Here is an 11934-nt window from a genome sequence, read left to right as displayed (position 1 = left end):
GCGCGTGCCGTATCGTCGCGCGCCGTCACGCCGCGCGCGGCATCGCATCGCTCGTCGCCGCCGGCAGCCGGATCGTCACGACGAGCCCGCCGCCGCCCGCATCGGCGAGCGTCACGCTGCCCTGATGCACGCGCGCGATTTCCCGCACGATCGACAGCCCGAGCCCCGTCCCTTCGACCGTCTGCGTCTTGCTGCCGCGATGGAAGCGCTCGAACACCGCGTCGCGCTCGTCGGCCGGAATACCCGGCCCGTTGTCGATCACGTCGAGCCGCGCGTCGCCCCCGTCGCGCGAGACGCGGACCGTGATCACCGCATGGTCGCCCGCATAGCGGATCGCGTTGTCGATCAGGTTGCCGATCATCTCGCCGAGCAGGTCGGCCTGCCCGTTCACGTCGACATCGGCCTCGTGCTCGAAGCCGAGATCGATGTCGCGCGCGCGTGCGACGGGCGACCAGTCGAGCGTCACGCTGCGTGCGAGCCGGTGCAGCGGGACCGGCTTGTGCGCGACCGCATGACCGCTGTCCGAATCGAGCCGCGACAGCGACAGCAACTGCTGGACGATCTTCGCGGCCTGCCGCACCGCGCCGTTCGCGCGACGCAGATGCACGTTCGCGCGCGGCTGTTCGTCGGGCCGCAACGCAAGCTCGACGCCCGCCTGCACGGCCGCGAGCGGCGTCTTCAGTTGATGGGCCGCATCGGCGAAGAAGCGGCGCCGCGCCACCTGCATCCGCTGCGTGCGGCCGATGTACTGGTTGATCGAATCGACGAGCGGCGCGAGTTCGCTCGGCATCGCGCCCGTGTCGAGCGGCGTCGTGTCGTCCTCGCTGCGCGCGGCGACCGTCGCCGACAGCCGGTTCAGCGGCCGCAGCCCGCGCCCGACGCCGAGCCACACGATCCCGAGCGCCAGCACGACGAGCAGCCCTTCCTGCAGCAGCGACCCGATCAGGATCTCGCGCGCGAGCGCCTGACGCGCCTCGATCGTCTCGCCGACCATCACCCACACGATGCGCGACTGCGCGGTCGGCACGTCGTGCACCGGGATGCGCAGCGCGGCCATCCGCAACTGTTCGCCGCGATACACGACGTCGTAGTAGCGCGTGACGAACGGCGCGCCGTCGCCCGCGTCGCGCCCCTGCGGCAGCGGCAGGTCCGGATAGCCGGTGACCGTGCGGCCGTCGCCCTCGCGGATCAGGTAGTAGATCTTGCCGCCGTCGCTCGATTCGAGCATCTCGAGCGCGAGATACGGCAGGTCGACCTCGATCTCGCCGTCGTTGAGCCGCACGCCTTCGCGGATCGACTTCAGCGACGACGACAGCGTCCGGTCGAACGCGACGTGCGCGGCGCTCATCGCGCGCTGGTACGTGAGCCACGAGTCGAGCGCGAGCAGGCCGAGCAGCGGCAGCAGCAGCCACAGCGCGACCTGCGCGCGCAGGTTCGGGCGGGTCATCGTGTCTCCCGCCGGGCCGCTCCGAGCGGCGTGGCGGCGCATTCGCGGCGCATCGCCGAGCGCAAAGCTGTCGATGCGGAGTTGGCGCCTCTGGCGCTTACTCCGGTCCCATGCAAAACCGTCGATCCGGAGTCGCGCTTCAGCGCGTACCTCGGTCCCATGCGAAACACGCGAGCAGGCGCGCAGTTCATTCGGTCCTCTGCGCCTTCGCTTCGAGCAGATAGCCGAGCCCGCGCAGCGTGACGATCGCCACGCCGCTGTTCTCCAGCTTTTTCCTCAGCCGGTACACGTAGATCTCGATCGCGTCCGCGTTGACCGACTCGTCGAGCCCGAAGATCTTCTCCGACAGCGTATCCTTGTTGATCGCGCGGCCGTTGCGCAGGATCAGCACCTCGAGCACCGAGCGCTCGCGCGGCGTGAGCGACAGCGGCTCGCCCGCGAGATGAAAGCCGCGGTCAATACTGTCGTACGAAAGCGGCCCGCATTCGACGCGCGAATGCTCGTGGCCGAGGCTGCGCCGGATCAGCGCGCGGGCGCGCGCTTCCAGTTCGGTCAGCTCGAACGGCTTCGCGAGATAGTCGTCGGCGCCGAGATCGAGCCCCTTCACGCGATCCTCGACCGAGCCGTGCGCGGTGAGGATCAGCACCGGCACCGGGTTGCGGCGCGCACGCAGCCGCCGCAGCACCTCCAGCCCGTCGAGCTTCGGCAGCCCGAGATCGAGGATCACCAACGCGTAATCCTGCGTGCGCAGCACGTGGTCCGCCGCCTCGCCGTCGGCCATGTGATCGACCGCGAAGCGCGCGGCGCTCAGCGCGTCGTTCAGCGACTGGGCCAGATTCGGGTTGTCTTCGACGAGCAGCACACGCATGGGGATTCCGGTAAGGTCAGCGACAGCCCGCTACATTACATGATCCTTTCCGTCTCCACGCCTCGCGCAAACACGGGTTGCGCGATGCCGCGAACCCGCCGCCTGCGGTGCCGGCGGCCCCGTTCAACGCTCGGCGGCGGGCCGGGTGCGCGCCGCGATGCGCGCATCGCCAGTCGCGCCGCGCTCGCGCAAACCGGCCACCACCGCGACGAACGCGACGCTCGCGCCGCCCGTGACGACGATCATCGGATGCGCGGTGCCGTCCGACAGCCACGCCAGCACGCCGCCGCACGCGGCCGTGATCGCCATCTGGATAAAGAAGAACAGCCCCGACGCCGTGCCGGCGATCTTCGTGTACGGCTGCATCACCGCGAACTGGCAGGCCGGAATCGCGATCCCGACCGCGATCATCACGACGAACATCGGTGCGATGAGGGCCGTCACCGAAGCCAGGGCGATCGCGCCGCCGATCCACAGCCCGGCGGCGCCGACCAGATTGACGGCAGCCGCTGCCGCGACGACCGAATCGGCTGTCCGGCGCGCGCCGGTTCGCGCGAACGCACTCGACCCGATCAGGTAGCCGAGCACGGTCACGCCGAAGATCGCCGCATAGACCGGCCCGGACACGCCGATTTGCCGCTGGAACAGCGTCGACGATTCCGCGATGAACGGATAGTACGTGCAGTAGGCAAAGCCGATGGCGAGCGAATAGCGCAGGAACCGCCGCTCGCGCAGCAGGCCGGCATAGGTCCGCAGCAGTCCGGCGCCGGCTGGCGGCCGCGCAGCGCGCTCGCGGGTCTCGGGCAGATAGCGCAGCACCATCGCGGTCGCGATCAGCCCGGCCGCCGCCAGCCAGCCGAACACGCCGCGCCAGCCGAGCCACTCGGCGATCGCGCTGCCGGCCAGCGGCGCGACCACCGGCGACAGCGCCATGCCGGCCGAAAGATGGCCGAGCATCGTGGCCTGCGTCGCGGCCGGAAAGCGCTCGCGCACGATCACGCGGCCGATCACGGTGCCGCTGCAGCCGCCCAGCGCCTGGAACACGCGCGCGACGATCAGCGTCGAGATGCTGGTCGCCCCTGCGCAGGCGACGCTCGCGACGACGTACACGCACAGGCCGCCGAGCAGCACCGGGCGGCGGCCATAGCGGTCGGACAGCGGCCCCGACACCAGCATCGACAACGCATATCCGGCCATGTAGAGAGTCAGCGTGAGCTGCAACTGCGCATCGGTGCCGTGCAGCGCGTCCGCCATCGCGGGCAGCGACGGCAGGTACGCATCGATCGTGACGCGCGGCAGGCACACGACGAGCATCAACAGGAACAGCCAGCCCCGGCGGGGTAATGAACGCGTCTTCATGCGGTAAGTCCGTTTCGGTCGGATGAGTGGGTCGACAGCAATCTAAGGCGAAAGTGATATAAGCTGAAGGACCATTAAATCGACCATCGACTGGACCACTATGCCGCGAGGCAAAGCCGCGATTCCGCTTGACCTGCCACGCCCGGCCGGGCTGTCGGGCGGCAGCCCGCAGTCGAAGCAGGCATGCATCGCCGACACGATTCGCGACGCAATCCTGAAGCGCCTGCTGCCCGGCGACGGCCCGCTGCCATCGAGCCGGACGCTGGCCGCGCGCTGGAATGTCGCGCGCGGCACCGTCGAAGCGGCGTACGACATTCTGTGCGCCGAGGGCTACATCGCCCGCACGCGAGGATCCGGGACGCGCGTGTGTGCGGTCGTGCCGGACAGCTATCTGCGCGCGGCCGCGCAATCGGGCGACGGCGGTCCGCGTGCGGTACCGCTCGCCATGCCGGCCACCGCCGCCGAGCCCGAGCCCGAGCAGGGCGTGCGTCCCGGTGTCCCGTTCGTCGCGCGGCTCGCCGACCCCGGCCTGCTGCCGATGCAGCACTGGAAGAAGGCGCTCGGCGCCAGCCTGCTTGCCGCGACCGCGGACGATCTCGGCGCGACGCCGGCACTGGGCGTCGAAAGCCTGCGCGTCGAAATCGCCGCGTACCTGCGGGAATACCGCGGCATCCCGTGCGAGGCCGGCGACATCGTCATCACGACCGGCATCCGCCATTCGATCGACCTCGTCGCACGCACGCTGCTCGCGCCCGGCACGACGGTGCTGATGGAGGATCCCGGCTATGCGTCGGCGTGGCAGATCTTCACGATCGCGGGCGCGACCGTGATCGACGTGCCGGTCGATCGGGAAGGCATCGACACCGCATCGCTGGATCGCTATCCCGATGCGCGCGCCGCGTACGTGACACCGGCCCATCAGGCGCCGCTCGGCGTCACGATGTCGGTATCGCGCCGGCTCGAACTGCTCGACTGGGCGCAGCGCAACCGCGCGTGGGTCATCGAGGACGACTACGACGGCGAATTCAGCTACCAGACCGCCCCGCTCCCTGCGCTGAAAGCGCTCGACGCGTGCGATCGCGTGATCTACTGCGGGTCGTTCAACAAGACGCTGTTCTCCGGGTTGCGCATCGGCTTCATGGTCGTGCCGGCGGAACTGCGGCCGGCGCTGTCCGCCGTGTGGCATGCGACCGCCCGCTCGGTCGGCGCGGCGCCGCAACTCGCGCTGGCCCGTTTCATCGGCCACGGCGATTTCGCGAAGCACCTGCGCGCCGCCCGCCACGCGTACCGCCAGCGGCGCGACATCGTGCTCGACCAGTTGGCGAAGCATGCCGGCGGCCGGTACACGGTGTCCGGCGAGCACGCCGGCTTTCATTTCGTGCTGTGGCTGCCGCCTGGCATGGACGAAGCAGCCTGTGTCGCGCAAGCCCGCGCGGCCGGCGTCGCGTTGCAGCCGATCCGCGGCTTCTGTCGAAGCGCCCGGTGCGAAGCGGGCGTCGTCGTCGGATATGCCGCGCTGACGGCCGCGCACGCGCGGCATGGCGGCCGCCTCCTCGGACAACTGCTGGCCACGCCCGCGTAGCCCGCACACCTCTCCCTTTCAAGCGTTGCCGCGCGCCGCGAACCCGCAGCAGCAGCCGCTTCGACCTCGGGAAATCCATGACATGAACGGCGCGATTGTGAACGGAAATGAAAGCGGGCTGAAAGTGCCGCGCAATTACCATCCGCTGCACTCGAACAACACATAAGCGTAACTGGAGGAAGACATGCCGTTTGCACCGAAGCACCTCGCCGCCGCGCTGGCGGTCGTTCTGGGCACTGCCGCCGGCAGCGCCGTCGCGCAGGTTCCGGCCGGCTACCCGGGGAACTACCAGGGCGTGATCGACGCCGCGAAGAAGGAAGGCAAGCTAATCGTCTACTCGACGACCGACACGGGCCTCGTGCGTCCGCTGATCAAGGACTTCGAAAGCCTGTACGGCGTGAAGGTCGAGTACAACGACATGAACAGCACCGAGCTGTACAACCGCTACATCAGCGAGAACGCGGCGAGCAGCACGAGCGCCGACGTGCTGTGGAGCTCGGCGATGGACCTGCAGGTCAAGCTCGTCAACGACGGCCTGATGGCGTCCTACGATTCGCCGGAAAGCCCGAACGTGCCGCAATGGGCGCAGTACCAGAAGCAGGCGTACGGCACGACGTTCGAGCCGCTCGCGATCGTCTACAACAAGCGCCTGATTCCCGAGAACGAAGTACCGACGACGCGCGCCGACCTGATCAAGCTCCTCACCACGCAAGCGGACAAGTTCAAGGGCAAGGTCACGACCTACGACATCGAGAAATCGGGCGTCGGCTTCAACTACCTGACGCAGGACGCCCACGTGAACGAGAAGGTCACGTGGGAACTCGTGAAGGCGATCGGCGCGACCGGCCCGAAGCTGCAGTCGAGCACGGGCGCGATGATGGAGCGCATCTCGTCGGGCGAGAACCTGATCGGCTACAACATCATCGGTTCGTATGCGTATGCCAAGGCGAAGAAGGACAAGTCGATCGGCTACGTGTTTCCGAAGGACTACACGCAGGTCGTGAGCCGCCTCGCCACCGTATCGAAGAAGGCGAAGAACCCGAACGCCGCGAAGCTGTGGGTCGACTACCTGCTGTCGAAGCGCGGCCAGACGCTGATCGCGAACCAGGCGAACCTGTACGCGATCCGCGCGGACGTGACCGGCGAAACGTCGGCCGCGAGCCTCACGAAGGAACTCGGCGATTCGCTGAAGCCGATCCAGATCGGCACCGGCCTGCTCGTCTATCTCGATCAGTCGAAGCGCCTCGCGTTCCTGAAGCAATGGCAGCAGGCGATCAAGCGCTGAGCCGCTGACCTCGGGCCGCCCGCCGCACGTCGCGCGGGCGCCTCCTTCCCCTTACCGACTTCCTTGAGGCGGCCATCCGGATGGCCGCAGGGGCGAACTCATGCTTTCAACCAGCACACGCGGCACGGCACCGGCCGTTCCGCCCGCCACCGGCCCGCGCGACGCGATTCCCGCGCTGCCGGTCAGCAGCCTGCAGCCGCTCGCCGGCATGCTGCGCTGGATCGTCGTCGCGGTACTGACCGTCGCGGTCGCGCTGCCGCTCGGCTTCATCCTGTTCCAGAGCCTGCTGTCCGCGCCGTTCTTCGACGCGAACAAAACGCTCGGCGTCGAAGGCTTCCGTTTCATCTTCAGCGATCCCGACTTCTGGTCGGCCGTGAAGAACTCGTTCGTCATCGCCGGCGGGATGCTGTTCATCTCGATCCCGCTCGGCGGCATCCTCGCGTTCCTGATGGTGCGCACCGACCTGCCCGGCCGCCGCTGGCTCGAACCGCTGCTGCTCACGCCGGTGTTCGTGTCGCCGATGGTGCTCGCGTTCGGCTACGTGGTCGCGGCCGGCCCGGTCGGCTTCTACTCGGTGTGGTTCAAGGAATTGTTCGGGATGCACAACGTGCCCTGGAACGTCTATTCGATCTTCGCGATCACGGTGATCGTCGGCCTCACCCACGTGCCCCACGTGTACCTGTATTCGTCGGCCGCGCTGCGCAACCTCGGCTCGGACGTCGAGGAAGCCGCGCGCGTGACGGGCGCCCGGCCGTTCCGCGTCGCGCTCGACGTGAGCCTGCCGATGACGATGCCCGCGCTGCTGTTCGCCGGCGTGCTGGTGTTCTTCCTCGGCTTCGAGGTGTTCGGGCTGCCGCTCGTGCTCGGTGACCCGGAAGGCCACCTCGTGCTCGCGACCTACCTGTACAAGCTGACCAACAAGCTCGGCGTGCCGTCGTATCACCTGATGGCCGCGGTCGCCGTGTGCATCGTCGCGATCACGTTCCCGCTCGTGCTGCTGCAGCGCCGCCTGCTGAAGACCGCGAACCGGTTCGTCACCGTGAAGGGCAAGGCCGGCCGTGCGACGGTGCTGCCGCTCGGCGTATGGCGCTGGGTCGCGCTCGCGATCGTCGCGCTGTGGCTGTTGCTGACCGTGATCGTGCCGATCTCGGGCATCGTGCTGCGTGCGTTCGTGACCAACTGGGGCGAAGGCGTCGCGCTCGCCGAGGTGCTGACGCTGTCGAATTTCATCGAGCTGTTCGAGCAGGACAATCTGGTGCGCGCCATCGTCAACACGCTCGGCATCGGCGTGATCGGCGGCGCGCTCGCGATCGGCTTCTACTCGCTCGTCGCGTTCGCCGGCCACCGCCGCCCCGACTGGGCGACCAAGCTGCTCGACTATCTCGTGCTGCTGCCGCGCGCGGTGCCGGGCCTGCTCGCCGGCCTCGCGTTCCTGTGGATCTTCCTGTTCGTGCCCGGCCTGCGCGAGCTGAAGAATTCGATGTGGAGCATCTGGATCGCGTACACGGTCGTGTGGCTCGCGTACGGGATGCGGCTCATCCAGAGCGCGCTGCTGCAGGTCGGCCCCGAGCTCGAGGAAGCCGGCCGCAGCGTCGGCGCGACGCGCAGCCGCGTGTCGCTCGACGTGACGCTGCCGCTCGTGCGCTTCGGCCTGCTCGCCGCCTGGCTGCTGATCTTCATGATCTTCGAGCGCGAATACTCGACCGCCGTCTACCTGCTGTCGCCCGGCACCGAAGTGATCGGCGCGCTGCTCGTGTCGCTGTGGGCGACCGGCGCCGTCGACCAGGTCGCCGCGCTCTCTGTCATCAACATCGCGATGGTCGGCGCCGGTCTCGGCGTGGCCCTGCGCTTCGGAGTGAAACTTCATGGATAAGCTCATCGTCGACGATCTGCACCTCAGCTACGGCGCCAACCCGATCCTCAAGGGCGTGTCGTTCGAACTGAAGGCCGGCGAAGTCGTGTGCCTGCTCGGCGCGTCGGGCAGCGGCAAGACCACGCTGCTGCGCGCGGTGGCCGGGCTCGAACAGCCGTCCGACGGCCGCATCCAGCTCGACGATCGCGTGTTCTTCGACGGCGCGCAACGCGTCGACCTGCCGGTCGAACAACGCTCGCTCGGCCTCGTATTCCAGTCCTACGCGCTGTGGCCGCACCGCACCGTCGCCGACAACGTCGGGTACGGCCTCAAGCTGCGGCGTGTGGCGCCGGCCGAACAGAAGCGCCGCGTGCAGACCGCACTCGACCAGCTCGGCCTCGGCCATCTCGCAGAACGCTTTCCGCATCAACTGTCGGGCGGCCAGCAGCAGCGCGTCGCGATCGCCCGCGCGCTCGTCTACAACCCGCCGGTGATCCTGCTCGACGAGCCGCTGTCGAACCTCGACGCGAAGCTGCGCGAGGAAGCGCGTGCGTGGCTGCGCGAGCTGATCGTGTCGCTCGGGCTGTCGGCCCTGTGCGTGACGCACGACCAGACCGAAGCAATGGCGATGTCCGACCGCATCCTGCTGCTGCGCAACGGCCGCATCGAGCAGGAAGGCACGCCGGCCGAGCTGTACGGCGCGCCGCGCTCGCTGTACACCGCCGAATTCATGGGCAGCAACAACCGCATCGATGCGCGCGTCGCCGCGATCGACGGCGAATGCGTGACGCTCGCGGGCGACGGCTGGGAGCTGCGCGCCGTCGCCCGCGACACGCTCGCGCCGGGTCAGGACGCTCAGGCCGTGATCCGCCTCGAACGCGTGCAGGTCGCCGACGGCCCGGGCGCGAACCGGCTGCAGGCCGACCTCGTCACGTCGATGTATCTCGGCGACCGCTGGGAATACCTGTTCCATTGCGGCGAGATGCGCCTGCGTGCGTTCGGCCATGTGCCGCGCGCGGCCGGCAAGCACTGGATCGAATTCCCGACCAACGACTGCTGGGCGTTCGCGAAAGCGGGCTGATCCGATCGCGGCGGCCCATGTGCCGTCGCGCATGCAGTCAGGCACGCATCCGTTGCGGCCTCGCATCGGCGGACGCTGCATGGTGTTCGCCGACGGCGCGCCGAATACCGGTTTTCCGTTTCACCCCACCCAGAACAAACCAAGGAGACACCGTCAAAATGAAGTCACGCGCAGAACGTTCGATTCGAACAGTAGTCCTCACCGGTTCGGCCGCGGCGGCCTGTATCGCCGCGCCGGCCGTGCACGCGCAGTCGTCGGTCACGATATACGGGATCATGGACGCCGGCATCGAATTCACCAACCACGCGGCGCCGGAAGGCGGCAATTCGGTCAAACTCAAGTCGGGCAACAAGAACACATCGCGCTGGGGCTTGCGCGGCGTCGAGGATCTCGGCGGCGGGCTGAAGGCCGTGTTCCGCCTCGAAAGCGGGATCGATCTCGCGAACGGCGCGTTCGACGACGGCCCGGACTCGATCTTCGCGCGCCGCGCGACGGTCGGCCTGAAGAGCAAATGGGGCGAACTGACGCTCGGCCGCAACTACACCGTCACCTACGACTACATGCTGCCGTTCGACCCGATGGGCTACGCGCAGAACTACTCGTGGGCCTCGTCGTCGATGGCGACGGGCGGCCGCAAGGACGGCATGTTCACGCGCTCGTCGAACGCGGTGCGCTACGACGGCGAATTCAGCGGCTTCAAGTTCGGCGCGCTGTACGGCTTCGGCAACGTGCCGGGCAGCATGAAAACCAGCTCGAAATACGATTTCGCGGTCGGTTACGAGACCGGCCCGTTCGCGGCGGTCGTCACGTTCGACCGGCAGAACGGCGCGGCCGACAGCGTCACGCCGGTCGATACCGTCAACTACGTTCAGGGCATCCATGCCGGCCTGAGCTACGACTTCGGCAACCTGAAAACGATGGCCGGCTATCGAAATTATCGGCGCACGTATCACACGACGGCCGCAAACCAGTTGAGCGACATGTATTGGCTCGGTGGGTCGTACCAGTTCACGCCGACGTTCTCGCTGATCGCGGCCGTTTATCACCAGAACATCAAGGGCGGCAGCGACGCCGATCCGACGCTGGTGTCGATGCGCGCGAACTACGCGCTCTCGAAGCGGACGGTGCTGTACGCGGCCGGCGCGTTCGCGATCGCGAAACACGACCAGAAGGTCGGCGTGTCGCGCGATTTCGCGGGATATGGAACCACGCAGGTCGGGGTCACGGCGGGGATTCAGCAGCGGTTCTGATCGTTGCGACGTGACGGCGGGCGGCGGCACGTATAGCCGCCCGCCTCCATTCGGTGTGACGCCGGTCCTCGTGCGCCGTTACGCATCATCCTGCGCCTGTTCATGTGCACAACACGGAATCACATACGCACGAAGCACGGTCGACTACGGCAACATAGCCTTGAATCGATCGAACAGTGTTGGCGGTAGTTTGATCTCTCCATCGCTATCAACGGCGGCATCAAATATCAAGGAATCCTTAGTCCATATCAGTCGGACGGAATCCGGGTACTCGTAAGTCCGCTCGGCAAGCAATCGCATGTCGGATGTCCGATAGAGTCGCAAAAGAATGCGGTCCCCAGCCAGGTAGGTGTATTGCGCCGTGTAGCGCCCCCCATCGCTTCTGGAGAGCTCGGTATCAAACTGCGTCGCTCGTGCACGTACGTGCGCATCCTGATAGTAAGAACCGGCGCAACCCAAAAAAGCGACAACTGCCACACCAAAAACGAGCGCTTTCATTCCCGATTTCATTCGGGCAGCGCGCCCATCCTGGTGTGCAAGGCTGTATAAGACAACGATCGACACGCACACCGCGATTCCGAACAGCGCGATTGCTGCAAGCGCAACCATGCCCGCCCCTTGCATGGCAGTCGCCAATCCGTTCATTCGAAGTACACCGTTATGGGTTTGTCCAGCATGATCGGCCTATAGTCGGAAAATATGATGAAATCGCCGCCTCGATGGTGTCTGATTTGCCAGTCTCGGAACGAGCGATTCCGAACCGGATAGTAAACTTTCCCTGGCTCATAGAGGTTTGCGACCGTACTGCCGGACACGACGGGAAAATCAAACCACGGCTGATCTGCAAGATTCGCTGCGGTGTAGCTTGGCACGATGACCAAACCATCTTTGCTCCAGTGGCCCAGGTACTGGGATCGTGAATCTGCAGCCCCCTCAAAGGAATAACTATCCCTGACGTATACAACGATGTTGGTAACCGTCGCCTTCTTACGTTCGGCGTCGAAGATAACGCGCGCTACCGCCGCATAAAGATTGAATGCCCCCAACGCACCGGTCAGGTCGTCAGGAACACCGGCATCCGAATGAACCGCTTGGATTTCTTGGACAGTGCCGAGCGTTAGTGTTCGGTCTTTTGAACCGCTTGGATTTCTTGGACAGTGCCGAGCGTTAGTGTTCGGTCTTTCATGAGCCTTCGGCCGTAGGCCGAAGG

Annotated in this window: 10 protein-coding genes; 5 read left to right on the top strand and 5 right to left on the bottom strand. The window is 66.8% G+C overall.

Annotation, left to right across the window (positions count from 1 at the left end; translation table 11 throughout):
* Positions 1-25 precede the first annotated feature (25 nt).
* From WS61_RS27125 to WS61_RS27115, 3 genes are all read right to left on the bottom strand, one after another.
* A complete protein-coding gene (locus WS61_RS27125) occupies positions 26-1447 on the bottom strand; it encodes a sensor histidine kinase (protein ID WP_059505479.1) in 1422 nt (473 codons plus the stop codon).
* 187 nt (positions 1448-1634) lie between these two features.
* Positions 1635-2315: a response regulator gene (locus WS61_RS27120; protein ID WP_059505068.1), complete on the bottom strand. Its 681-nt coding sequence runs from the start codon at positions 2313-2315 to the stop codon at positions 1635-1637.
* 123 nt (positions 2316-2438) lie between these two features.
* A complete protein-coding gene (locus WS61_RS27115; RefSeq protein WP_059505066.1) occupies positions 2439-3674 on the bottom strand; it encodes a multidrug effflux MFS transporter in 1236 nt (411 codons plus the stop codon).
* A 100-nt stretch (positions 3675-3774) separates the two neighbouring features.
* On the opposite strand from WS61_RS27115, the gene WS61_RS27110 reads away from it, so the two are divergent.
* From WS61_RS27110 to WS61_RS27090, 5 genes are all read left to right on the top strand, one after another.
* Complete coding sequence (locus WS61_RS27110) at positions 3775-5256, top strand: PLP-dependent aminotransferase family protein (RefSeq protein ID WP_059505064.1); 1482 nt, start codon at positions 3775-3777, stop codon at positions 5254-5256.
* A 184-nt stretch (positions 5257-5440) separates the two neighbouring features.
* A complete protein-coding gene (locus WS61_RS27105; RefSeq protein ID WP_059505062.1) occupies positions 5441-6541 on the top strand; it encodes an ABC transporter substrate-binding protein in 1101 nt (366 codons plus the stop codon).
* A 100-nt stretch (positions 6542-6641) separates the two neighbouring features.
* Positions 6642-8414, top strand: a complete 1773-nt coding sequence (locus WS61_RS27100) for an iron ABC transporter permease (protein ID WP_059505060.1) — start codon at positions 6642-6644, stop codon at positions 8412-8414.
* A complete protein-coding gene (locus WS61_RS27095) occupies positions 8407-9474 on the top strand; it encodes an ABC transporter ATP-binding protein (protein ID WP_059505058.1) in 1068 nt (355 codons plus the stop codon). The genes WS61_RS27100 and WS61_RS27095 overlap by 8 nt, the downstream gene beginning before the upstream one ends.
* A gap of 158 nt (positions 9475-9632) precedes the next feature.
* Complete coding sequence (locus tag WS61_RS27090; protein WP_059505056.1) at positions 9633-10724, top strand: porin; 1092 nt, start codon at positions 9633-9635, stop codon at positions 10722-10724.
* Positions 10725-10868: 144 nt separating this feature from the next.
* Here WS61_RS27090 and WS61_RS27085 read toward each other — a convergent pair whose 3' ends face one another.
* Both WS61_RS27085 and WS61_RS34280 read right to left on the bottom strand, forming a co-directional pair.
* Positions 10869-11369, bottom strand: a complete 501-nt coding sequence (locus WS61_RS27085) for a hypothetical protein (RefSeq protein WP_257127370.1) — start codon at positions 11367-11369, stop codon at positions 10869-10871.
* On the bottom strand, positions 11366-11934 hold a 569-nt coding region (locus WS61_RS34280; RefSeq protein WP_257127369.1), incomplete at its 5' end, for a DUF6402 family protein. The genes WS61_RS27085 and WS61_RS34280, both read right to left, overlap by 4 nt.

This window comes from Burkholderia sp. ABCPW 11, from assembly GCF_001523445.1.
GTDB lineage: Bacteria > Pseudomonadota > Gammaproteobacteria > Burkholderiales > Burkholderiaceae > Burkholderia.
This window is presented reverse-complemented; position numbering and strand designations above follow the sequence as displayed.